The following is a 24,401-nucleotide window of genomic DNA, read 5'->3' as shown; positions in this document are numbered from 1 at the left end:
GTAGATAAAATGCCAGTTACACTCGAACTTATTCTTTTCATTCTTATAGCAATTAGTGCTGTTGGCTATTTAATAAAAGAATTTCAAAAAACTAGGAAACGAACACTTGGAATTTCACTAGAATTTTTAGTTCTTTTCTGGTCAATATGGAGAATATCAACTATTATAATCTAATTTATAAAACATAAATTCCTTCGAATGAAGTGAAACTCTAATCAGCGGGAGTTTTATGGGATAAATTTACCAGTATTTTTACCACAACATTCATGTTAAAATCCCTTGTGAGTACGACATAACTCGACCTTATGAAGCTCCGCAGCTTTTATCGCGGAGCTTTTTTTATTAAAATTAACGCTTTTGTTCACTTTTTTGATACATTTACGAAACATTCATATGTTACGTTATATAAGTCCTTTTTTAAATCTTATTCATTCTAGCAAAAAGTCCTAGTCCCCCTAGGGCTTTTTTGCATTCAAACAATGAGTTGTATTTTTTCTCAATAACCGAAACTACTTAACATGGTAAAATAATAATCGGACTGGCATTCAATACCATATTACAATGGATCAAATCGCAAAAAGGCACCTTAGGGTGTCTTTTTTATAGAGAATCAGTTTAAAAACTAAAAATAAAAGAACCTCAATAAATGAGGTTCAAAAAATCTACTATTTTAAATTACCTTCGTAAAAAGCAACTCCATTTTGAACATGTTTTAAGTACCACGTAATCGTCCCGCCACAAACATTTTCATTAAAGCTATTAGCATATACTCCATTTGAGTAATAAAGAGTTCTTTTGAATTTACCATTAGAATACTCATAAGGAATTGAGCATGTTGCTTGCTTCGGAGAGCTCACAGCTTTTTGCGTATCAGCTGAAGCTGCACCAATTCCCCCTGTTAATGCAATACCTGTTGCTACTGCTCCTACTACTAATTTCCTGAACATAATAAATCCCCCTTTAATAATTTTTATAGCTTACAACTTAAATGTATCACTTTTGTAATTTATGTAAATATCTTGAATATGCAGAAATATTTATTTAATTATTGGTAATATTAGGATTTTATTTTATCAAATGGATAATAGAGGGATTAGAAAAGCATGTAAAAATACAGATAAGTTTATATTAAATGAATGTGGTTCAAGTCGGCGAAAGGAACTTTTGGTGTCTTTTTTTGTACATAAAAAAATCTCACCATCTTATAGAAACGATAAGCCCTTTAAAACAATAATTGCAACTATATTAATTTTACATTACATTAAGGTTAGAGAATGTTCTTATATTAATAAAGTGCTAAATAGTAGGTGGAAAAATGGAATTTAACGATTTGGGTATTACCATTAAAGAACTTAGAATTAAAAAAAATATATCACAATCCGAATTATGTCATGGAATATGTTCACAAAGTCAAATTAGCAAGATTGAAAAAGGTATGATTTATCCATCTAGTATATTGTTATATCAACTATCAGAAAGACTTGGTATTGATCCGAATAACATATTTGCACTAACTCAAAATAAAAGATTAAAATATGTAGAAAATGTAAAATACGTAATAAAAGATTGCTTAAAGCAAAAACAATATAAAGAACTTTATGAAATAGTGAAAAAAGAGAAAAACTTAAATAATTTTCAAACAAAAGAAGAGAAACAATTTCTAATATGGCATGAAGCAATTGCTATATTTATGGTGGATAAATCATTAAAAACTGCTTTAGATTTTTTAAATAATGCATTAAAACTGACTTTAACTAATTCTGATTTTTTATCAGAAAGAGAAATAGATATTATGCAAACAATGGCTATATTTTATGCGGAAAATAAAGAATATGAAAAAAGTATTAATATATTAAAAAGATGTTTAACTAATTTTAATAAGTTAGATTTTCCTAGAGATAAAGAAATTAAATTAAAAATCATGTTAAATTTAGCAAAATGTTTAGACTTCACATATCAACATGAAGAGGCAATAAAATACCTTGATAAGGGCATCAAATTAGCAATTAATCTAAATACTTTATACCTATTAGGTGAACTATTCTATTTAAAAGGTCAGTATTTATTAAAAATTAAACAACATAATGTAGAAGATGTTATTTATAACTGGAAAAAAGCATTGTTTATATTTGAACTAACAGAAAAAGAATATTATACAAAAACGCTACCAGATCAACTTACTGAAATACAAAATAAAAAAAACTCATAATTTCGTAAAAACTACTTACAAATCCCACAGAAAAAATCCTTATAGCTTTTAAACTTAGATCGATAATATTAAAATAATTTAAGTCGGCGGAAGGCACCTTTTGGTGTCTTTTCTTTATTTTTACAAGGAGCTGTTCAATTAATTCTTAAAAACATAATAGGAAACATTGTTTTATTTATCCCATTTTCATTCATGCTATATATAAAATTCGTTAATAAATCCACCTCAAACATACCTATATGCATAGGAGTATGTTTGAGGTGGAACTCCTTCAAATACTAGTTCCTTTTATAAGCCGTTTTTTTGATGTAGATGACATTATTCTCAATACAATAGAATGAATTATTGGAACATATTTAGCAATATATATCAAAAAACAATATTAAGAAACCCCCTCCACCTTAAGGTAGAAGGGATCTTTTAATTTCTATTTCAAACTACCTAAAATTTCCGTAAAGATAACCCCAAGCGTATGTGCACCTGCATCTGGATATCCTAAACTTCTTTCACCAACTACCGCTCCTCTGCCGAATGATCTTTCAACGATAAATTATATGCCTTGAAGTGCTACTTGCAACATTCAATTCAGATATACGACAGTAAAGAATACATCATCACGGTGTCAGCAAGCAAAAGTGTATTCTGCATTTCTGAAAACAGTAGATGGCAGATTATGACCTACTGAATCTGCTAAGAAAGAATATACAAGAACATCCTTAACATCCTCTTTATTTCCACTAATGATGACATCAAGAAAATCTTCTATTTGGAATTCTGGAGTAAATAACACAATCTTAGTTGTTCTGTTTGGTTCTAAAGAAACAAAAGTACGAGAGATTTCAACTAATTCATTTTGAGTTGGGAAAAAAGTGTTTCGACTTCTCTTAACAGTTACCGTCACATTACTAGTATGGCAACGCGAATCATTGTTTAGCATAATGTTGAGAGCAGTTGGAATAATCCCATTTTCAGAGACTGGAACTCGGAACACTCCAGTAGATTTATGGGCCATATAATCACATCCTTTCAAAATAAAATATATTTACAATATATTAGATGCAAAAAACGTTCATTTTGATATGGACAAATTACATGATTAATATATCTATAATAACCCTCGGTATTACAAAAGATTAACAAATATCGCGAGAACCAATCGAATGTATATTAAAAGTAAAAAGAATAAGTTGTCTAAAAGACCCCCTATTTTGAGCCAATAATGAGACATTATGTTAATCTTATATGTATAGCTGCACAAAATTGAGAAACTTAAGGAGACAGATAAATTTTATGAGAAAATTATCTATATTACTTACTTTCATTCTAGTATTAGTCAGTGTTACGGCTGCTTGCACACAAGATAAAACAGATAGTGCCGTTGAAAATGGTCCAATAGAAGAACCAACCGCAAAAAATGAAAATGAAGAATTAATAAATTTTGAAGAAAAAGAAGAGATGAGCCGCTTGGAACAAGGTATTTTATTAGTTGGCGAGAGTGTTAAGGGAGGCTATTACTTGGCCGCTGTTCAAAGTGCATATTTAAATGCTAGCAACGATTCCGCCATTGTTAATGTCTCTGTAAAAAATGTACGAGGGCAAACGATTGGACTATCAGAATTAAAATATAACTTAAAAGATGAAAAAGACGGAAAGATCTATAAAGGAAAGGTACTTGATCAAAACCCTTCTGATATACAAGTTAAACCAAATGAAACGGTAGAATTGAAAATAGCTTTTGAAGTACCACGTACCGCAGATGAATATATGTTTTATATTGAAAGCTCTTTAGACCCTCTACAAACATACTGGAAAATTGATAAGCTGCAATCACAAACAAACTAAGTCTAAAATAAGCAAAAAGCAATGAAAAATTTGATATAGATACAAATGAATACTATATAAACGTAAGACCATCGATTTAATGAATCGTTGGTCTTTTTCAAAAAATGCCCCATTAAAAACTAAGAGATAAAAAAGAACTAATCTCTAGAAGAGATTAGCTCAATATATCCAAAGCTATTATGGTACATAGTTTTATGAGCAAACGTTATATAATGTTGTATGGGATACATAACCTGTCATCCCTTTATATGTAACTTTTAACCACTGTTTAGAATTACTGTAATGACCTTGAACATATTCACCAGTTACCCATGTTCCAGTAATTTTCGTACCATCATTAAATGTATGTAAGACAGGTGAATCGACAGTATAACCACTGCGCATCTTTGCACCATATACACCTACCGTACCTCCCTTTGCACAAGCTGCTACTACATTTTCATTTTCAGTAGCATTCGTAGCCGCGAAAGCAGAGCCGTTAAATGTAAATAAAGTAAATATAAAAGCTGTTAGTACTGTACAAATAGATAAACGACGTAACAAAATAAATTCCCCCTTTTTTTATAATTTACTTCTTCACAAATGATTATCTTAAATATTCTAACTATTTTCAATATATTAATGTTGAGAAATATTAGTTGTATTTTTGAAATAAGATTTTATCAAAAACAGTAACAAACTCATATTTTACTGAGAAAGAACCGAAAGAAGTCTTCTACATATCAACTATATAAAAATCCCTCCACCTTAAGGCAGAGGGACTTTCTAATTATTATTTCAAACTACCCGCAATCTCCGTAAAGATAACTCCAAGTGCATGTGCACCTTCATCTGGATAGCCTAAGCTTCTTTCACCAACTGTACCGGCGCGGCCCATGCGAGCTACGATTTCTTTCGTGTACTCTGCGCCTTTAACGGCTGCTTCTGCACCTTTTTCAAAGGCAGTTTTTACGTCTACTTCGTTTGAGGCGCTATCTAACCAAGAATCTACACATGGAGCAAGTCCGTCAACTAATGTTTTGTCACCAACTACCGCTCCTCTGCCGAATGATCTTTCACCGATAGATTGTATGCCTTGCAGTGCTGCTTGCAACATTTCAGCGAATTCTTTCACTGTTAACTCACGCTTCTCGCCTGCTGCTTTACTAGCTGCGCGGAATGCTCCGCCCCAAATTGGACCAGAAGCGCCGCCGCAATGTTCCATAATAATCATCGAACAACCGTCAAGGAATGATCCAATCGTTACATTTTCTTGTTCTACAATCGAATGCCACTCACGTTTTAATTGCTTAAATCCTTTTGCAACACTCATTCCGAAGTCGCCGTCACCTGCATGTGTATCTAACTCACAAAACGGTACTTCATTTTTAATAATAATATCGCTCATTTTATCAACGAGATAAATCATGTTATTTAATGTAATGACATTATTTTTAATAACAGCGTGCTCTTCCGCTGTTTCTATTTCAAATGAAACTTCCTTCTCTTCTGCCTCTTCAAGTACATTCACGTACTCTACACTTTCAACTGGTCCATCTACTTTAAACGCAGGTGTATTACATTCTTTAGATAGTAATGTTTTTAGCTCTTCATCTAACTTCATTACCGTTAAAGACATACCAGCCATATCAATACTTGTCATATAGTTACCGACGAATACTCTATTAATTTTAATGTTTCTAGCTGCTAGTTCTCTCGTAACGGCGTTGTTAAATAAGTAAAGTTCTTGCAGTGGTGTTCCGCCAAAACCGTTAACTAGAAGTGCGATTTCCTCGCCATCTTTTACTCCTAAATCTTTCATTAAATCATTTGTCATACGGTTAGCTAATTCATCAGCCGACAGCATTTTTTCACGCTTAATTCCTGGTTCGCCGTGAATACCTACGCCGTATTCCATTTCATCTTCCGCAAGTGTGAAAGTAGGTGATCCGCTCGCTGGAACTGTACAAGACGTTAACGCTAAACCGATTGTGCGCACGTTAGCCGCTGCTTTTTCTGCTACAGCTTTCACCGCTCCTAAATCCATACCTGCTTCCGCTGCTGCGCCGGCAATTTTATGAACTAAAATAACTCCCGCAACGCCGCGGCGTCCTACTGTATATAGGCTATCTTCTACCGCAATATCATCGTCCACTTTTACGTAGTCGACTTCAATTCCATCTTCCGTCGCTAAATGCGCACCGTTTTTGAAATTCATAATATCGCCGCTATAATTTTTAATAATTAGTAACGTACCTTTTTTACTAGCTGTTTCTTTAATTGCTTGATATACCTGAATTTGTGAAGGTGACGCAAACACATCTCCGCACACTGCCGCATCTAACATTCCTTTTCCGACTAATCCTGCATGTGCCGGCTCATGACCACTACCGCCGCCGCTAATTAACGTTACTTTATTTTCGTTCATTTCTTTCTTCTTAATGACTTTATGTTTTTTCAAAAGCTCAAGCTCTGGGTGAGCCATAACCATTCCGTTACACATTTCCATTACTAATGTTTCTGGTTTGTTTATAATCTTTTTCATTGTAGTTCTCCCTCAATTCCTTTAATATATTGTGATATATTTGAAATCTTCTTCTTACTACTCATGTTAAAATGAAAGCGTTTTATAGTAAACGGACAAAATGGACAATCTGTCTAAAGACACCGCTCTCATTTATAGATAGGATTTTTATATTAATAACATTCTAGGGATGATTCAGATGACCTCTTCTATAATTTCTAAAAAGATAATCGCGAACTCATTGAAGTATTTAATGGAAACAGAGTCGTTTCATAAAATATCAGTGAGCGATATTATGTTACACTGTCAAATGCGTAGGCAAACTTTTTATTATCATTTTAAAGATAAATTTGAACTATTAAGCTGGATTTATAGAGAAGAAACGAAGGAAAACATTATCGATTTTCTTGACTATGAAACGTGGGAAAACATTTTCGATTTATTATTTGATTACTTTTATGAAAATCAAAAATTTTACCGAAATGCTTTTAAAGTTATTGAGCAAAATTCGTTTAATCACTATTTATTTGAGCATACGAAAAACTTATATATGAAGATTATTGATGAATTATCTGTGAGCTGTGGATTCAGCCTTTCTGATGAGACTAAAAATACGATTGCCTCCTTTTATAGTCACGGCTTCGTTGGAACGATAAAAGATTGGATTGAAAGCAAGTGCGAAGTAGATCCATCCGTTATGTCTTCTCTTATGAAAAATATGATAAACAATCAATTACTACTATTACTTGAGCAATCAGCAAAGTAATTAAAGGGTGGCAAAAGCAATGAAAAAGATTATGAATGATGTACAAAATATCGTTCAAGATATGCTGCATGGCTTTTATTTTGAACATAACGACAAAGTAAATTACGATGAAACAAATAACATCATTTATGTAAAAGATATCGAAAAAATGAAGCAAGACGTCGCTATTATAAGCGGCGGTGGTAGCGGACATGAACCTGCTGATATTGGTTATGTAGGAAAAGGTATGCTTACAGCGGCAGTAAACGGCAATATTTTCACTCCGCCTACAGTGGAACAAATTGTAGCGGCAACCCGCCTCATACCAAAAGATAAAAGTATACTATTCATCATCAAAAACTTTAAAGATGACGTAGAAAACTTTCTAGCAGCAAAGCAAATTGCTCAAGAAGAAGGAAGAAAAGTTGACCATATCATCGTAAATGACGATGTTTCAATTGAAGATGATGCTTCTTTTAATAAAAGAAGACGCGGCGTAGCTGGCACTGTTTTCGTTCAAAAAATACTTGGTGCGGCCGCTCTTGAAGGTCACTCTTTAGAAGAACTAACAACAATTGGCCGTTCTGTTACAGAAAACTTACACACATTAGGAGTTGCTCTTTCACCTGCAAACGATCCAGTGAAAGGAAAAGCTTCCTTCACATTAACCGAAGATGAAGTCTTTTACGGCGTCGGTATTCACGGCGAAAAAGGTTACCGCAAAGAAGCACTATCCTCTTCTGAAATATTAGCGATCGAACTAATGAACAAACTAAAAAGCATTTATCGCTGGAGAAAAGGTGACAACTTCGCTATCCTTATTAATGGACTCGGCGCAACTCCATTAATGGAACAATACATTTTCGCAAACGACATTCGCCGTTTGTCTGAACTTGAAGGATTGCAAGTGACATTCGTAAAGGTTGGTACGCTGTTGACTTCTTTAGATATGAAAGGTGTTTCGCTCAGTTTGCTTAAGGTAGCGGATTTGGATTGGATGAAGTGGTTGAAAGCGGATGTTAGAGTGGGTAATTGGTAAGTAAAAATCATGATGATAAAAGCCTTTAACTATAACAAGTTAAAGGCTTTTTACAAATTGAAATATCGCACGAGCGTTCAAAAGAAATTCGTAATCACCTCACTGAATGATGACAGGTCTTCCAAATAAAGCTGGATGATAAATTAACATCGCCCCTACAAATGAACACACTAAACAAAAAACAGCCTCATATTTTATAACTAGAGAAGAGTTGGTATCAAGCTTTTTCCCCTCTCTTCTTAATATCATTTTAAAAGCTCTATATAATAAATATCCAATAATCGCCCCGAGAGTGTTCGTAAATAAATCATCAATATCTGTAATTCTATTATTTAGTAATTGATTTAACTCAATTGCCAATGAAAAAAAGAATCCTGCACATACGGTGTTTTTCATTTTTCTAAAATGCGGCCAAATCATCGGTAATAAAAAACCTAACGGCATAAACAGTACGATGTTCAAAAGATACGTAGTACTACCTGCCGTATCAAATAGAGTCAAATTGATTTGACTTACACGAATCCACGTTTCATATCTACTTATATCCCGTACAGTCGCGATCTGCGTCACCCTATACACTAACGAAAGGTAGAATAGAAAAACATATACCCATAGAAAATGCCGAATAGATATGTTTCTTTTCGCTTTAAAATAAAATCCAATTTGAAACACAATACAAAAAATAATCGTAAAAAAATACGTATACAAATAATTAATCAAAACTCCTGTATCCATGTAGAATCCCCTAACTTTACATTTTCATCTATGACTTTGTCTTTTTTAGTCTCCTTCATGATGTAACTCATTTATAGGATAGGAAAAACTTTTAAAATAAAGAGTGGGGTAAACATAAAATTTTTCTTAAATCTTCAGTTTGGTTTTATTATTACTCTTCTTAGGCATCCGCCATTGATAGCTAGGCAACAACATGCTTAAACCTAACAATACTATCATTTTTGCACGTAATCCTCGTAGTACTTTAACCGATAAAGCATATATAAAATCATGTGACTCGTTTGTTCAGTTAAAACATGAAATTAATAAATATATGACGTACTATAATCACTCTTGCTATCAATGGAATTTAAAGAAGATGACTTCTGTTTGCATACAGAAATCATCTTTTTTAGGTTGCCTAACTTTTTTTAAAATGTCCTTTACAAAGGGTACAGATCAAGAACACCTTATTCCTATTCGAGGGGATCAACTATACCTTCTTCCCTTAAAATCACACAAACCCATTTACAAATCTATAAAAGTAGATATAATATCCTTATGGAACCTTCATTAATTTATAAAGCATTGTCAAATGAAACAAGATGTCAAATTCTATCATGGTTAAAAAATCCAGAAAACCATTTCGACGAAAAACCTTATTTAGAACAAGGGATTAATTTTCAGATTGGAGTGTGTGTAGGAGATATTCAGCTTAAAACTGGCTTAGCCCAATCGGTTATTTCTAGTTATTTATTAACTATGAAAAAGGCAGGACTACTAGACTCTGACCGAATTGGAAAATGGACATATTATCGTCGAAATGAAAAAACAATACAAGCGTTTTCTGAATACGTTCAAAATGAATTATAAAGTAAAAGCAAATAATCAACCTACCATTGATTATTTGCTTTCACACATTCTGCTTTTATATAGCTGCCCAATACATTCTTTTTAAAACTTCGCTACCTATAAAAGAAAGAAACATAGAAAGGAGCATCTTTTTTAACATATCATATCTAGTTATTTAGATATCTGTGTTTGTGTTTAACATTACATAATTCTATTACTATTGACATCCAATCATGCTCATTTCCTTGTTAATAAATCGATTTCACTTTCAAAATAATAAGAAGAATGGAGAGTTTTACAAATGAAAAAAGTAAGTCCTTTACTTATTCTTACACTAGCAATAGGGGTGTTTGGAATTATTACTACCGAGATGGGTATTGTCGGTGTATTACCACAAATCACTCAGAAATTTGGCATTTCAACTGCACAAGCAGGGTTTTTAGTAAGTATATTCGCACTAGTCGTTGCTATTTCTGGTCCGTTTTTAATTCTGCTCGTCTCTAGTATTAATCGTAAAATAATTTTATTAATAGCAATCTTTGTTTTTGTTATTTCAAATATAATTTACGCTTATACAACACAATTTGAAATCATGCTTATTTTTCGTATTTTACCTGCAGCACTTCACCCACTCTTCTTTTCAATCGCTCTTGTAACTGCTGCTAAACTTGTCCCTCCTGAAAAGAGTGGTCAAGCGGTTACAAAAGTTTTCATGGGAATTACGGTTGGCTTTGCACTAGGTGTACCATTAACCTCTTACCTTGCAGATCAATTTTCATTAGAAATTGCTTTCTTATTCGGAGCGCTTATTAACGCCCTTGCATTCATTGGAATACTAATCTCACTTCCTTCTATGCCCGTTAAAGAAAAAATGTCTTTCGGCAAACAAATTCGTATACTCGGCAAACCAGGATTATGGTTAAATATTTTAACTGTCACATTCCTTTTTGCAGCCATGTTTTCCGTATACAGCTACTTCGCCGAATACCTTGCGAAAGTAACTTCCATGAATGGATCGCTCATCAGTATCATGCTATTCATATTTGGTATAGTTATGATTTTAGGCAATCATTTATTTGGTAGTCTTCTGCAAAGAAGCATAGTAAATACAGTAATATCGTTCCCTATTTTATATTCTATTGTTTACATATTGGTTTATTATTTAGGTCCTTATCTTGTTCCAATGATTTTTATGGTATTCATTTGGGGAATCGTGCATGCTGGTGGATTAATTGTTGGTCAAACATGGTTAATAAGTGAAGCAAGAGAAGCACCCGAATTTGGTAATAGCCTATTCGTTTCATTCTCAAATCTTGGAATTACTCTAGGAACAACTATTGGAGGCTGGTTCATTTCAAACTTAGGTATTCATCAACTTATTTGGAGTGGATTTATATTTACACTACTTTCATTTCTATTAATTATAATAAAACTAAAATTTTTCACTTCTAATAACCTAGCTTCATTATCAAGCTAGTACATTTTCAGTTCCAAACTGGATAAAAAACATTATACAGTGAAACTTTAATCAGCTCTCACCAATCGGGCGTTTATGGGCAGCCCGGCAAATAGTGGGATAAATTCTATATAAAATACTGGTTATTCTTCTTATAAGATTTTATAAACTATAAAGTATGACACTCAGAGCCTTTAGCTATAAATACAAGTTAAAGACTTTTTATATAAAAACAGCTTTAAAAGGTGCTAATTTTATGGAACATCATCAAAATAGAATACTAAAAAAAGGCTCCATTGCTGGAGCACTCAAAAAATAATATAACTAAACGAATTAAAACAAGGAACAGACAATTAAAATATACAAATAAAACATAAATAAATCTATATATATGTAATATTACATATAAAAATCCTATTTATCACTGCTATAATAAACTTACTCGATGATTGTTATATTATTCATAGGTTAAAAGCAATAAGTTACCTTCTTAACACCAATTTACAAATAAAAAAAGACATCTTAATTGATGTCTTTTTTTATTTTCCAAAGGACCTGCTCAATTATTGCGTAAAAAACATAAAGTAATTTGAATCCGTTAAAATACATGAGTGTACCCTTGTTTTCCCCTCTTATTAAAAGGAGGAACTATTATGGGTTTTGGTGGTAGTTGCGGCGAAGGCTGCGGTTTTGCTGGAGGATTTGCTTTATTAGTTGTACTGTTTATTTTATTAATCATCGTTGGAGCTTCTTGCTTCTGCTAAAAAACTATCAGAAAAGACACTCTTATATGGGTGTCTTTTCTTTATAATAAAGTGAAACTTTATTCCTCCGCATCCCTCATACTGTAATACCCCAAATTAATAATAACCAAGAAATACCCACCCATAATTCCGGCAGCGAATGTCCACATGAATTCATGGTGTTCAATTTCATACATAATAATCGCACCTAGTATTGCGGCTGCAAACCGATTTATCATTCCGAGCATCGGTGCTTTTTCTTTTTTTACAATGCTATCTCCGAACTTTTCAATACGCCTTCCTAAAATCCAGGCGCAGTACATACTCACCAAAAGGCCAATGCTTATCCCTACAAACTGGGCTGAAAAAGGTGTCACGAGCCAGCCCAATAACATTACGCCTAGCAAACAATACATTTGTATGTTAAACGATTTTAGTGCCATACGAATCATGTTATTCTCCTTTATCTTTCTCATTGTAATTCCGTATCATCAGTCCAACCTTCCAGGCTTCAAGCTTTCAGCTATATCTTTTTTAAAATGAGGGAATTTGATTTTGCTCACCATTAAATAAGCGAGTGCGCATGTACCAAACGCCACGGAAACTGGATTCTTTAAAAAACATAAAATGAGGAGACACATTGCCGCAAATGGAATCGGCATGCCGATAAAGGTCGGGAGTTTGCTTTGCTGTGTGTTAAATCTTGCAAGCCGAAGCATTCCGCAAATACTATAAGCAAGCGCACATATCATCCCGATAGACTGCAAATCTTTTAAAGCGACACTATATGCAAGAATAGACGGTGCCACACCAAAAGTAACTAAATCCGCAAATGAGTCCAACTCTCCACCAATTTCTGAAACAGAATCCAGTTTCCGAGCGACCATGCCATCAAAAAAGTCAAACAGCATACCTGTAATAATAAAAACTGCTCCCAAATAAATATCGTGAACGAAAAGAGCGTAAATAGCTAAAAGCCCACATACAAAATTTGCTATCGTAATCATATTTGGTATGAAACTCATAATGCACTTCTCCTCCTTTCTACTAATTGCTTCATCTAAGTTCTTACTCATTACAATCAAGATCCTTCTGCTTTTCTTCCAATATCACTTTATTTATTTTCGTTAACGTATCTGTCATTTGCTCTAGGGCGTTTATATCGATTTTAGAAAAATATTTCTCAATTAATACATCATCTAACTCAGACAACCGCTCTATATACTTACTACCGTTTGGACCAAGTGTAAGAAAATACTCCCGTTTATTATTAGGGTTTACTTGTTTTGAAATCATCTTCTGTTTCTCCAATTTCGATAAAACTTGGCTAACGGCACTTTTTGATACATTAAAAGTAGTCGCAATGTGATTTGCCGTCGTGTTTTCATTTAAATTAATATGAAATAGCATGCTCTCTTGCTGTCCTGTAAGACCGAACTCATCTTTTAACTCCTGGAATAGTAAAATGTAGAATTCATTATAAGCTCGGTTCATTTCATTAATTACTTCTTTATACGTTCTAGTCATAGCGTTATTCCTCCATGCTTTTATTTCGTTTCACTCTATAGTTAAGTTTACTTAACTTAACTATAGTATACCGTTATGTTCGTGTAAAGGGAAATATAACTCTACACTTTACTCACAATGATACAAAAAAGAAGACACTCTTCTAAAACAAGTTAAGTCCCTTCTTCCTCACCGCTTCCTTCATCCAAATACCCGATTAATCGTTCTGAATAATCAAAAAGAAAATCAATTAAATTCCATATAGACCCATTACTGGTTAAAATGTTATAATGGAATTACCCTACATAGTTACTCATAGCCAGACTGAGGAACTAGCGTCTTATTAAGTAATGCGCATAACTAAAATAAAAAAGACACTTTACGGTGTCTTTTTTATTTATATTCCTAGGAATTATCTCTTTTATAAACAGACTCTATCAAACAGTAAAGGAGACAAACAGATGGAACATCCTGTTGCAAGAGAATTACGTTTTATACGGGTATGTCTTATCATTTTGATTATTGTCATTGCATTCTGGAACCGGGAGAAAACTGTGGAAATTACTGATCACGGTAGCGATCCTATTTTAAACACCAGCAATATGACCCAAGTTGGTGAGAATACATTTGCATACAAAGACGAATCGAATCAAATTAAAATATTTAAGTTTAATCCAGATACAAATGAAATAAAATTAATAAAAGAGTTTTATGCTAACGAATATTAATTACATGAATTAAATAATTCAAATCTGTAGAAGACACTTTAAAGTGTCTTTTCTTTATGAACTACAAAGTATGAGGACCCAAGCCATTAGCTGCAATTACAACTAAGGCTTTTACTATATAAAAAATAAAACATAGTAAGAATAGAATACTCACTTAAATTATTTTTCACTTCACAAACTACATCCAAAAAGTTGGATAACTTCTTTTACTACTCATATTATTAACGAATAAAGCAATAACTACAATAACAACGGAGCCAATTAAAACTGGTGTTACTAAATAACTCCAACTATTTGCCCCTAAAATAACGATAATCGGATCGGCGCCTGCCGGAGGGTGCGTCGTTCTCGTTAACATCATAACGGCTATTGCCATCCCCACCGCTAAAGCAATTGTCCAATATTCATTCCCAAACAAATGATATATTGATAGACCAATGAAAGTTGAAATCAAATGTCCTCCAATAATATTACGCGGCTGAGATAATGGCGCATTCCAAACTCCAAACGCTAATACACAACTCGCACCAAATGGAGCCATTAATAATTCTGTAGAGGTTATGCTCGTTAAATATGTTAAGGTAAGAATTGTTAAACCCCCCCCTAGTAGTCCCGTTAAAGAGTCCTTTACATTTACTTGTAATGGGCTTCTTCCTTTCCCTTTCATTTTTGTAAAATATCGTACACTTATTGGTTGAGGATCTTTCTGCTTAGTTACTGTTATATTATCCATCGTTCTCCTCCTTTATTTACCAACAATTATAACTCGACATAACTAACCTGTAAATATCAATTTAAGGGGTTAGTTCTAAAGTACAAAAAAAGAATCAACTGTTATAAGTTGATTCTCTAAACTTCTTCAAATTTTCGATCCTGAAATTTTGCTACCTTTTTCCGGTTCCCACATATTTTCATAGAACACCATTTTCGTTTTCCACTCTTATCTATAAATAATAAAACACAGTCAGGATTTGAACACCTTTTAAGGGAAATAAGCTTATTTTCTGCTATTAACGTTAAAGCGTCAAATGCAATTAACGATGCGAGTACATCCTCGATTTCTCCAACTGGGATAGATACTAGCTGCTGTTCAATGATTTTATATGTAAATGGTGCCTTCTCAATTTGTTTTTCTAAATACGTAATAAAATCATTAGAAATTTCTTGCTGATCAGCAATTGCCTCAAACTGTTTTCTCAATACTTCTCTTACCTCTAATATGCTAGATGTAACTTGATCCATTCGCTTCTGAATTCCTATAAGTGTTTTTTCATTCCAAAAAGGAAGATTAACCTTTATTACATGTAGCCATTCTAATACATCTTCATCTGTTATTAATAAATCATAACGTTGTCCACGCCTAACTAACTCTGTATTTACTAAATCTAATGAGAGATTTCCCGATATAAGCGGGAATTGTTTTGTTTCCTGCATGTACTCATCACCTTCTCTTTAAACAATCATATTCCAGATTAATACAGCAGTGCAACTTTTTTATAAACTACAAAGTATGAAGATTAAAGCCTTTAGCCATAATTACGACTAAAGGCTTTTTGTATGTAAGTAAATGAAAAAGGAGCTAATTTTATGGAACATAATAAAAATGGAATGCTTGCTTTAATTGTTTTATTTTTAGGATTAGTGTTTTTTGTTAGTGGAATGGTTTATCATTTATGGGGCTCATTTTAATTTCAACTTTTAGACAGATAAATAATTCGAATCAGAGAAACGCACAAATCTTTCCCTTTTCCTTCCAAAATCAATATAATAAGATATAAAATGTAATACATATAAAGACAAATATATATAGCACTCATTAAAAGTGCTTCTATTTTGGAAGGAAGAAACAAACGATGAACAAAAAGTTATTAGCATCATTATTATGTAGCACATTCTTGTTTGGAGCATCGGCTTGCAGTTCACATGATGCGCCTGCGAAAAATGAGCAGGCGACTTCTAAAAAAACAGAGAATGACAAACTTAGCAGCAAGGATCCGCAAAAAGAACTTCCTACCAATGTAGATTCCTCTGATGTATACATGTCAATGGGATCTGCCGAGTCATTAGATGTTCTAGGGACTGGAGAAGTTAAAGCACAAGGTGTCTTTAAAGTATTAGACATCGCCGTTTATAATCGTAAAGAAGAACCCATTACACTAGATATTAACAACTTTAAATTAATTGATGGATTTGGAAGAGAATATCACATTTCCAATGAATATCAGTCAGTACTTAAAGCTGCAAATATCTCCACATTCAAATTTAATATTGTTAATCCTAATGAAAGTTCGGAAGGAAACATTGTATTTGATGTACCGAAAAACACGCAAGGATTAACTTTAAAAATTAATAATGATAAGTTAGATAAAGAACTCCAATTAAAAGTGGAATAGGCCAATAAATGCGTCTCCCTTAACATTCTCTACCGACATAAAAAAGTACAGTCTTTTCTACAGCAGACTGTACTTTTTTATTTATCATTTCACATAACATTCCCTAATTTTTTTGACTAGATGCTCTCCAATCACGAAAAGATGTTGGGCGTCCAGAAAAAGCTCTTTGCTTTGTAACAGATGGTTTTTCTTCAGGAGTCATTGTTTTTTCTTTAAGAGTCGCTGGTTTTTCTTTAAGCGTCACTGATTTTTCTTCAAGAATAGTCACAGCTGTTTGCATTTTCTCTAACTGTTCTTTCAACAATTGTTGTTCAATCTTTAAATCCGTAAGTAAACGTAAAATCATCTCAGAATTAGCCATAAGATCCTCCTTCCCCCAATACACAGAATAAAATACAATATGTAGCAGACGAAATACCGGTGACAAAAATAAGGTCGTCAACTCTTTTTAACTTCCAAAATCCTTTTATTTTTTTAAGGACCTGCTCCATTCACCCTTAAAAACATAAATTAAATTAAATCCATTATTAAATGGTCTTTATGGAAGGAGGAGTTAATATGGGCTATGGAGGTAGTTGTGGTGGAGGCTGTGGTTTCGGCGGCGGATTTGCCTTACTTGTTGTGCTCTTCATCTTATTAATCATCGTTGGCGCTAGCTGTTGGGGCGGCGGATTCGGCTGCTAAGGAGAGGCACTCTTGAGAGTGTCTTTTTTTTGATATGTGGCTTGTATACATATTGTTCAAATCTATATATTTTTTAAAAATATAGATTTAAAGCATATTTCTCAATGAATAAAACAACTTAACATGGTAAAATAATATTTGGATGGGAGTCCAATATATTATTAAAATTAAGATGGTTCAAGTCGAAGGAAGGCACCTTAGGGTGTCTTTTCTTTATGACTTCTATCATCAACAAAGGGTGATACAAACTATTACATATGTTTGTACCACCCTTTATTGATGCGTTTAGACTTCACAGGTGTTGAAGTTTTAGACTTCTCCCTTAGTGTACCCATCTTATTAGAACATCCTGTAATCTGTAGACAAAATGTAGCTAATAAAAACAATATTAATAATTTCTTCAATAAATCCTCCTACATACATAAAACACCATATGTTACAAAACAAACATAACATCAACTCTTCATAAAAACAATATAATCCTCGGTCCTTAAGCTATCTCTTAACATAGGAGTACCGCCACATATCCATTTTTAAAATATCCCCTACTTAAGGAATTTGTAAGTATCAAGTAAGAAAAACGAGAACTTTGTTTCGTATAATCAAAATATAAAGTGAAGGAAGAAAGATTATTTCTGGGATTAATATGCATGTGACAAGAGAAGAAATCTACGTTTTTTTAGAATAATAATATGAGTATGTCCAAGTTTTGGAGATTGCTTGCAAATATTTTGAAGTTTTCGCACCAGAATTCTAATTACCATACCTGTTTTTTACCATCACATATTGGAGGTTAAAACATGAATAAAAAAAAGAAAATACAAAGATCAGTACTTACCTTTACCCTACTCTTTTCTTTAGGCATTTCATCTTTCCCGCTTACAACAACTATTCACGCAGATACACGCGAGGAACAATCTGCTGAAAAGAAACTAGTCTCTTTAACGGAGCGTACATCATTATTTTTTGAATATCTCCAGCAAGGTAAGTATGCAGAGGCACTCCAGTTGACGTCTGCTGCTTTTCAATCCAAATTTACAGCAAACACATTACAAAACTGGTGGACACAAAGTGGCTGGAGCGGGATAAAAAGCATGGGAATCCCCGTGATAAAAGAACGAAACTTGGTCCATCAGACGGTGGAAATTCCAGCAGCTACCGAAGGAACTACCATACCACTACTCCTTAAATTCACACCTGGCGGGAAAGTAGATGAAATTGGAGAAAGGCCACCCGAGGAATCTTTTACCATCCCCCATCCTAGCTATGATCAACCTAACTCCTATCAAGAACGTGAAATCGTCATTGGAAATTCTACCTATCCGTTACCAGCGACATTAACAGTTCCGAAACATAAGCGTGGTGAAAAGCTGCCCGTAGTTGTTCTTGTTCATGGTGCTGGCATCCATGATCGCGATGCTACCTATTTGGGAACAAAAATCTTACGCGATCTTGCGGTAGGCCTTTCATCCAACGGAATTGCAGTGTTGCGCTATGAAAAACGTACCTTAGAACATGCATTAAAGATGAGTGCAGAACCTGTTACGTTAGATGGTGATACTACAGATGATGCTATCTATGCAGCAAAATCAGCAGCGCAGCAGGAAGGCATTGATCCAAATAATATTTTCATTCTTGGACATAGCCTAGGAGCCGGCACAATGCCGCGTATACTGAGCAAAGCGCCTTCCTCACTTGTCCGAGGAAGTATCTTACTCGCACCACCTGCACGCCCTTTGACTGACATTGCCATTGATCAGTATCAATACCTTGGGGAGTCAAAGGAAGTAATCGATGAATTAAAAAGACAGGTCGCTTTTATCCAGGATCCTGCTTTCAATCCTGACCATCCTCCAGCTGGCTACAATTTTGGGTCACCTCATTTTATGTATGATGTTTCTAGGTGGCGTCCAGTTGAAGAAGCACAATCACGAAAAGAGCCTTTACTCATTTTGCAAGGAGTACGCGATTATCAAGTAACAGTAAAAGATGAATATACAAAATGGCAGAAAGGACTTTCAAACCGCGGGAATGTTCAGTTCAAAAAATACCCGAAATTGAATCATTTCTTCACGGAGGGTGACGGGGAATTAAGTCTTCCTAGTGAATACGAAATTCCTGCTAATGTTCCCGAGTATGTCATCCAAGACATTATTACATGGGTTAACGAGACAAAAAAATAAGAAAACATCAAAAGCCTTCATGCAATCATCATTGCGTGAAGGCTTTTTTGAAACTAGTGATTCAGAGATAGCTATTATAATGGATCAAAACGAAAATTATATTTTTCTACGTACTAAATAAAACGCTAAGGAACCCATAATAACAGGTGCAACGAAGTCAAAGAAATATGAAAAAGAAAAATTAAAAAGAAAAAGAAATGGTATAAGTGTATAGATAACTGCTAGTCCTATAAATAAAGGAATTCCAAATTGAAACTCTCGACATCGTTTAATTTTCCTATATAAGACTTCCCCAATTAGACAAGCTATAAGAGCTGGTATACTACCATAAGTGACGATAGTTTTTATGAACCCCTGTAAAACGTCTGGGTGAATAAAGCTAGGATTAAAAATATATGAAATTAAGAACCATCCAAAAATAAAAGCAAATAGACTTGCAGCATAACTAACTACAAATTTTATCAAAGTAAGCAACGTAATCATCCTCACAATTCCCTAATATTATCTTCATTTTATCATTTTCTCTTAAAAAGATTCCAAAAGGGTATACTTGCCCTTCAGCTTTCTTTTTTAACGCTTGTTCAAGACGTATTTTTTGATGTTATTCTGTATAAAAAACTTTTGGGAGCAACCTGTTCGAAAAATTGATAAAGAATAAGCGATTGAAGGATGAAAATAGAAGACTACAAGGAAAACTGTATGAACAAATATAATGAAACAAGGCTCTTACTTTGTAGCGGTATCCACGAAGTAAGAGCCTTGTTTTTTCTACTCATTTTTTATATCAGTCTTGATTTTCCAATGGAAAGGCACAGAAAATCTACTACAGAAGTTGTGATACCTCTAGGATTAACAAATTCTTTAAATTTCTGTGTACTACGTACAAGCCCTCTACTTTTGGCATGTGCCTCTAATTCAGCTCGAACTTGTATTGTATCCGGAGCCATTCTTTCTAAAGCATGTTCAGAATATTTACGAACATTGATTTCAAGTTTTTAAAACTCATTTATTGTAACTGTAAAATGTGGCTTGAATTTTACTTCGATTGTTTTGTTTTCTTCTGTACCTAGAATGTATAGTGAATCATTACGAGTATATATTTCTTTCACTGATTCCATCTTGGTTTCTATGATACGTTTGTCTTCGTATAGCATTATTAATTCAACTGTTGCATCATAATAGAACATATTCATAACCAGTTCAAATCCAAGTTTATCAATTTTACTATATCGATACGCACCTGCACCTGGAATATAGTAATCTTCTGGTTCGCTTTCGAAAATTTCTAGTAACTCATACTTATCATGTTTAATATCCAATATTCCTCAACCTTTTTGTCATAGATTACTTACTATGCTATTCATTCTATTCTTTTTTCTTTGCGGGAACAACTGTGATAACGTCACCTTTATCATTTATAACTACGTAGCCTTCGTCTCTAACGTATTTCCAAGTACCAGGATTGTCTCCTGGTTTGCGAGTGCCCGTTTTTATAATATCTTCAACTACATTTGGAGTCATTCCTCGAGGATCAACTTTTTTTAATTCTTCCATGTATTTATCTGATCCGAATGTATACCCTTTTCTTTCAGCTCGCTCACGTGCTCGTTTTGTAAGCTCCGCTCGAACTTGAACTGTATCAGGTGCCATTCTTTCAAGTGCATGTTCAGAGTACTTACGTCCATCAATGACGCCGCCACCTCTTGGCATACTCCATCCAATCTCTTCAGTTACCTTTGATACTTTTCCTAAATCCTTCGCTTTTTGCTCTAACTCTCCATATTTACCAAATACTCGACCAATAACTTTAGGAGTGCCACCTACAACTGTAGAAACAGTTCCCCATACATAATCATTCGGCTCATATTTTCTGTCTGTGAAAAATTCTCTTCCATTATAAATTTGTAAACCTTGTTTAATTTGTCCAACAACTGGAATAAAATCAAGCGCCATCGATCCCAATTCATTCGTTCGCTTTTGTTCTTCCAGATATTCTTTCATTTTTTCAGGTGGTACACCAAAATCTTTAAGGCGGGTTGTTAACCCATCCATATTACCAACATTTTTAACAACATTAGACGTATCTATTTTGTAGCCTGAAATCTTATTAGCAGAATCCATCATGTTATTAGCAGCATCTAAACCAGACATAATGTCTGTATGTATTGTTGGAAATGCTTGTTGAGCTTCTGCAACATGCGTTGAAACACTATTAATTAGTCCATCAGCCATTACGGCTTGTTTATGAAGTGATGCCCCAGCCTTCTGTACAGAATCACCAAATTTAAGGAAACTTTGATTTACAACACGCAAATCAGAAGCCATTTGTTTATATTTAGGTAATCTGCTTTTAAACCCTTCATGCATAGCTGTAACTTGCTGGCCGTAGTCCCGAACACCATCTGCTAATTTACTAATTTCACCTTTTGGTAAGGTGCCAACCCATTTTTCTGCTGGTTCAACAAATGTATCATTGATTGTAAGCCAGTATAAATTCGTTTGGTCAACCAGCGCTATCGTGAGTTCAGTTACAGCAGTTAAAGCATCTGCATACCATTCTACCATTTGCTTTTTATAGGATGTCATACTATTTTTATAATCCGTTAAACCATTCACATAGTTTTGAAGGTTAGCTTTATCTTGCTGTACCAAATATTTACCTTGTTGAATTTGTTGAATAATATTACCTGAATCCTGATTCACTTTATCGATAACCATAATACTATCTTTTAGTAGCATTAATTTATGGATTTTCCCAAAATCCTGATTCATCATCTCTAAAGTTGCGATAGTAGAATTGTATTTTTCTCTTACAGCTGGATCAGCTTCTTTTTCATAAATTTTATCTACAGTGTTCTTCAATTCAGATTTTTTTAGTGTGGTTAGTAATTGAGAGACACTTTGTGCAAGTTCACTTGATTCAACTATAACTGTATCATCATTTTTAGTTTCTTTTGCTTTTTTAAAGCGTTCCGAATATTTCTTCATCAATTCAGCAGAAGTTTTTAAATCGTCAATATCTTGACGAATTGCATCTATTTTATTGGATAAAGATTGATCAAATACAACTGCAAATAATTTTTGCACAACGTATGTTTGACCATTGTAGTTCACCTTAAACCATAGAGGACCGTCTTCCCCTACTACTTCAAGAATTTCATCCTTTCTAACTTTTATTGGGTCAAATCCCCTTACAACTGTTCTGGATTTGTAGATATTTTGGTCGAGGGATTGGATTGTTATCCACCCTTTTACCATTTTACCTGTTCTATCAAATTGGAATTGTTTTCCTTTGTAGGTTACATTGTCTTTTTGAATCACACCGTTATCGTCTGCATAATACCAATGGGTAGTTTGAGAGAACCATCCTTTTTGTGCAGCTCCACTTACCGTATCAAAATAGTAGTCCTTTCCGTCTACGGTATTCCATCCTGAAGCTAGATTACCATTTTTATCGAAGAAATAGGTATCCTCCCCTGAACGTAATAATCCAGTATGTTTCACGCCTGGTTTGTCATAATAGTATTTCTTTTCTCCATCTACAACCCAGCCAACCGATTCATTGTTTTTTATACCTGATGTTGCCATGATTGTCCTATATAAGAACACAGAAAATTGCTCTCTTGTGACAAGTCCATTTGGATTAAAATTGCCATCACCAGTACCATTTGTGATTTTATTCCCAGCTAATATTTTGACATATTCGTTAGCCCAATGACCTTTCATATCCGTACCCTTTCGGTTTTAAATCGAATGTTCTGACCAGTACTGCAGACATTTCAGCACGCGTCATATTATTTTTCGGATTGAATTGTTTCTCTACATTTACGCTAAATATGCCCCGTGCAGTAAGTGCCAAAATTTCCTTTTTAAAATTGCTATCACCAATATCAACAAATGGATTATTGGTACTATCTTGCGGTTTTAAATATCGATACAAGAATGCAGCAAGATGTTCGCGAATAATAGGATCCGTAGCACCGAAATATCCATTTCCGTATCCTGTTATAATCTTATTTTCAGCCATATACATCATTTCTTTATATGCCCAGTGGGTTTTAGGAACGTCAATAAAAGATGATGAATTCACTTGACCATTTTGTTCTGCATACGCTGTTCCTACTGTACTGAATAATAAAATACATATCACAGAACTTAAAAATAATTTCTTAATTGTATTCATAATAGATCTCCTATTCAATTTTTAAAAATATAATTGCAAAATCAGCACTTATTTTATCCTTCATTTACGGCGTTTTATATAATTATCAAATTTCTATTCATACTAATATTTCGCATAAGGACAACCTAAGTCATTCTGTCTAAACAATAATTAGTTCATAAGATGTTTCATGTTTTAAATGTAGTAGCCCGTTTATGGAACCTTCTTAATAAACAGTAAAACCAAGTTTTTTAATCTGAAAATCCCTTAGTCTAAAATTCGCATTATGTTGAAGAGATCCATAATAATACTAATCTCCTTTCTCTTTGACGCGGCCTATTTGATTTAAAACTTCGACTTCCTCTGTAAACATTGGTGCATAGGTAGAAAGTAATTAAAATAATGATAATATAAGTCCTATGGTTTTCTTCATACTCGCATCTCCTTATCAATTCGTAAAAAACTTTTTAATTATATATTAGGTTTAATTACTATTAAAATAAAAAAATATAAATATGCATAATTACATATTTACCTTCTCAATAGAGTGTACTCTATTGAGAAGCTTACAAGTTATTGATTTTAAAGGATTTAGAGTTTCTCAAATACACTTATCAAAATCGAAGCGTGGTATTTAATTTC

At 33.6% G+C, this 24,401-nt stretch carries 25 protein-coding genes and 3 pseudogenes; 12 read left to right on the top strand and 16 right to left on the bottom strand.

From position 1 onward, the window contains the following. Positions 1–665: 665 nt before the first annotated feature. Complete coding sequence (locus ATL10_RS10025) at positions 666–947, bottom strand: LCI fold-containing protein (RefSeq protein ID WP_000488870.1); 282 nt, start codon at positions 945–947, stop codon at positions 666–668. 368 nt (positions 948–1,315) lie between these two features. Between ATL10_RS10025 and ATL10_RS10015 the strand changes: the two genes are divergently transcribed. Then, on the top strand, positions 1,316–2,209 hold the full coding sequence (locus ATL10_RS10015; RefSeq protein ID WP_090975702.1) for a helix-turn-helix domain-containing protein: 894 nt from the start codon (positions 1,316–1,318) through the stop codon (positions 2,207–2,209). A gap of 427 nt (positions 2,210–2,636) precedes the next feature. On the opposite strand, the gene ATL10_RS31830 is transcribed toward ATL10_RS10015, so the two are convergent. Both ATL10_RS31830 and ATL10_RS10000 read right to left on the bottom strand, forming a co-directional pair. Continuing rightward, a complete protein-coding gene (locus ATL10_RS31830) occupies positions 2,637–2,756 on the bottom strand; it encodes a DAK2 domain-containing protein (RefSeq protein ID WP_071713771.1) in 120 nt (39 codons plus the stop codon). A gap of 75 nt (positions 2,757–2,831) precedes the next feature. Then, positions 2,832–3,221 (bottom strand): hypothetical protein, encoded by a 390-nt coding sequence (locus ATL10_RS10000; protein WP_000940659.1) that lies wholly within the window; start codon positions 3,219–3,221, stop codon positions 2,832–2,834. Positions 3,222–3,499: 278 nt separating this feature from the next. On the opposite strand from ATL10_RS10000, the gene ATL10_RS09995 reads away from it, so the two are divergent. Next, complete coding sequence (locus ATL10_RS09995) at positions 3,500–4,051, top strand: DUF4352 domain-containing protein (RefSeq protein ID WP_090975700.1); 552 nt, start codon at positions 3,500–3,502, stop codon at positions 4,049–4,051. Between the two features lie 192 nt (positions 4,052–4,243). Here the strand turns inward: ATL10_RS09995 and ATL10_RS09990 are convergent, their stop codons facing one another. Both ATL10_RS09990 and dhaK read right to left on the bottom strand, forming a co-directional pair. Then, entirely contained in the window at positions 4,244–4,594 is a 351-nt protein-coding gene (locus tag ATL10_RS09990) for an SH3 domain-containing protein (protein WP_000946191.1), read from the bottom strand. Positions 4,595–4,823: 229 nt separating this feature from the next. Further along, positions 4,824–6,575, bottom strand: coding sequence for a dihydroxyacetone kinase subunit DhaK (dhaK, locus tag ATL10_RS09985; protein WP_110496853.1), 1,752 nt, complete (start codon positions 6,573–6,575; stop codon positions 4,824–4,826). A 178-nt stretch (positions 6,576–6,753) separates the two neighbouring features. Here dhaK and dhaS point away from each other — a divergent pair, with 178 nt between their 5' ends. Further along, a complete protein-coding gene (gene dhaS, locus ATL10_RS09975; RefSeq protein WP_078385069.1) occupies positions 6,754–7,320 on the top strand; it encodes a dihydroxyacetone kinase transcriptional activator DhaS in 567 nt (188 codons plus the stop codon). 19 nt (positions 7,321–7,339) lie between these two features. After that, positions 7,340–8,338 carry a DhaKLM operon coactivator DhaQ gene (dhaQ, locus tag ATL10_RS09970; protein WP_098329560.1) on the top strand — a complete coding sequence of 333 codons (999 nt, stop codon included), beginning with the start codon at positions 7,340–7,342 and terminating at the stop codon, positions 8,336–8,338. A 99-nt stretch (positions 8,339–8,437) separates the two neighbouring features. Here dhaQ and ATL10_RS09965 read toward each other — a convergent pair whose 3' ends face one another. Beyond that, a complete protein-coding gene (locus ATL10_RS09965) occupies positions 8,438–9,073 on the bottom strand; it encodes a VanZ family protein (RefSeq protein ID WP_110496851.1) in 636 nt (211 codons plus the stop codon). A 244-nt stretch (positions 9,074–9,317) separates the two neighbouring features. Between ATL10_RS09965 and ATL10_RS09960 the strand changes: the two are divergent. From ATL10_RS09960 to ATL10_RS09945, 4 genes and pseudogenes are all read left to right on the top strand, one after another. After that, positions 9,318–9,468 (top strand): annotated as a pseudogene (locus ATL10_RS09960) (IS3 family transposase); the annotation flags it as partial. A 145-nt stretch (positions 9,469–9,613) separates the two neighbouring features. Continuing rightward, positions 9,614–9,925 (top strand): ArsR/SmtB family transcription factor, encoded by a 312-nt coding sequence (locus tag ATL10_RS09955; protein ID WP_000433732.1) that lies wholly within the window; start codon positions 9,614–9,616, stop codon positions 9,923–9,925. A gap of 280 nt (positions 9,926–10,205) precedes the next feature. Continuing rightward, positions 10,206–11,381 (top strand): MFS transporter, encoded by a 1,176-nt coding sequence (locus ATL10_RS09950; protein ID WP_065228393.1) that lies wholly within the window; start codon positions 10,206–10,208, stop codon positions 11,379–11,381. A 632-nt stretch (positions 11,382–12,013) separates the two neighbouring features. Continuing rightward, positions 12,014–12,124: a YjcZ family sporulation protein gene (locus tag ATL10_RS09945; protein ID WP_000505669.1), complete on the top strand. Its 111-nt coding sequence runs from the start codon at positions 12,014–12,016 to the stop codon at positions 12,122–12,124. 59 nt (positions 12,125–12,183) lie between these two features. Here the strand turns inward: ATL10_RS09945 and ATL10_RS09940 are convergent, their stop codons facing one another. Genes ATL10_RS09940 through ATL10_RS09930 form a run of 3 tightly spaced genes read right to left on the bottom strand, consistent with a single transcriptional unit; the run spans position 12,184 to position 13,630 of the window. Beyond that, positions 12,184–12,555: an ATP synthase subunit I gene (locus ATL10_RS09940; RefSeq protein WP_000620577.1), complete on the bottom strand. Its 372-nt coding sequence runs from the start codon at positions 12,553–12,555 to the stop codon at positions 12,184–12,186. Positions 12,556–12,594: 39 nt separating this feature from the next. Next, positions 12,595–13,179: a CDP-diacylglycerol--serine O-phosphatidyltransferase gene (pssA, locus tag ATL10_RS09935; protein ID WP_255300619.1), complete on the bottom strand. Its 585-nt coding sequence runs from the start codon at positions 13,177–13,179 to the stop codon at positions 12,595–12,597. After that, positions 13,172–13,630: a MarR family winged helix-turn-helix transcriptional regulator gene (locus tag ATL10_RS09930; RefSeq protein ID WP_000198941.1), complete on the bottom strand. Its 459-nt coding sequence runs from the start codon at positions 13,628–13,630 to the stop codon at positions 13,172–13,174. Before ATL10_RS09930 ends, pssA begins: the two co-directional genes overlap by 8 nt. A 440-nt stretch (positions 13,631–14,070) precedes the next feature. Between ATL10_RS09930 and ATL10_RS09925 the strand changes: the two genes are divergently transcribed. After that, on the top strand, positions 14,071–14,337 hold the full coding sequence (locus tag ATL10_RS09925; RefSeq protein ID WP_000400971.1) for a YmzC family protein: 267 nt from the start codon (positions 14,071–14,073) through the stop codon (positions 14,335–14,337). Between the two features lie 178 nt (positions 14,338–14,515). Here ATL10_RS09925 and ATL10_RS09920 read toward each other — a convergent pair whose 3' ends face one another. Beyond that, on the bottom strand, positions 14,516–15,070 hold the full coding sequence (locus tag ATL10_RS09920; protein WP_090975693.1) for an HPP family protein: 555 nt from the start codon (positions 15,068–15,070) through the stop codon (positions 14,516–14,518). A 116-nt stretch (positions 15,071–15,186) separates the two neighbouring features. Then, positions 15,187–15,771 (bottom strand): CGNR zinc finger domain-containing protein, encoded by a 585-nt coding sequence (locus ATL10_RS09915; protein ID WP_001158435.1) that lies wholly within the window; start codon positions 15,769–15,771, stop codon positions 15,187–15,189. A gap of 419 nt (positions 15,772–16,190) precedes the next feature. Here ATL10_RS09915 and ATL10_RS09910 point away from each other — a divergent pair, with 419 nt between their 5' ends. Further along, positions 16,191–16,730 carry a DUF4352 domain-containing protein gene (locus ATL10_RS09910; RefSeq protein ID WP_001035572.1) on the top strand — a complete coding sequence of 180 codons (540 nt, stop codon included), beginning with the start codon at positions 16,191–16,193 and terminating at the stop codon, positions 16,728–16,730. 103 nt (positions 16,731–16,833) lie between these two features. Here ATL10_RS09910 and ATL10_RS09905 read toward each other — a convergent pair whose 3' ends face one another. Beyond that, positions 16,834–17,091 (bottom strand): hypothetical protein, encoded by a 258-nt coding sequence (locus ATL10_RS09905; protein ID WP_000013694.1) that lies wholly within the window; start codon positions 17,089–17,091, stop codon positions 16,834–16,836. A 197-nt stretch (positions 17,092–17,288) separates the two neighbouring features. Here ATL10_RS09905 and ATL10_RS09900 point away from each other — a divergent pair, with 197 nt between their 5' ends. Both ATL10_RS09900 and ATL10_RS09890 read left to right on the top strand, forming a co-directional pair. Further along, positions 17,289–17,414, top strand: coding sequence for a YjcZ family sporulation protein (locus tag ATL10_RS09900; protein ID WP_000540377.1), 126 nt, complete (start codon positions 17,289–17,291; stop codon positions 17,412–17,414). A gap of 800 nt (positions 17,415–18,214) precedes the next feature. Further along, positions 18,215–19,597: an alpha/beta hydrolase gene (locus ATL10_RS09890; protein WP_110496847.1), complete on the top strand. Its 1,383-nt coding sequence runs from the start codon at positions 18,215–18,217 to the stop codon at positions 19,595–19,597. A 96-nt stretch (positions 19,598–19,693) separates the two neighbouring features. Here ATL10_RS09890 and ATL10_RS09885 read toward each other — a convergent pair whose 3' ends face one another. The 4 genes and pseudogenes from ATL10_RS09885 to ATL10_RS09870 all read right to left on the bottom strand — a co-directional run bounded on the left by ATL10_RS09885 (position 19,694) and on the right by ATL10_RS09870 (position 23,780). After that, entirely contained in the window at positions 19,694–20,080 is a 387-nt protein-coding gene (locus ATL10_RS09885) for a hypothetical protein (protein ID WP_000631589.1), read from the bottom strand. After that, positions 20,064–20,261: pseudogene (locus tag ATL10_RS32335) on the bottom strand (GNAT family N-acetyltransferase); the annotation flags it as partial. The pseudogene ATL10_RS32335 and the gene ATL10_RS09885, both read right to left, overlap by 17 nt. Positions 20,262–20,592: 331 nt before the next feature. Then, positions 20,593–20,916 carry a hypothetical protein gene (locus ATL10_RS09875; RefSeq protein WP_000351759.1) on the bottom strand — a complete coding sequence of 108 codons (324 nt, stop codon included), beginning with the start codon at positions 20,914–20,916 and terminating at the stop codon, positions 20,593–20,595. A gap of 46 nt (positions 20,917–20,962) precedes the next feature. Next, positions 20,963–23,780: pseudogene (locus tag ATL10_RS09870) on the bottom strand (S-layer homology domain-containing protein). Between the last annotated feature and the right edge of the window lie 621 nt (positions 23,781–24,401).

It is taken from the genome of Bacillus sp. 196mf (genome assembly GCF_003217275.1).
GTDB classification, from domain to species: Bacteria; Bacillota; Bacilli; order Bacillales; family Bacillaceae_G; genus Bacillus_A; species Bacillus_A thuringiensis_S.
This window is presented reverse-complemented; position numbering and strand designations above follow the sequence as displayed.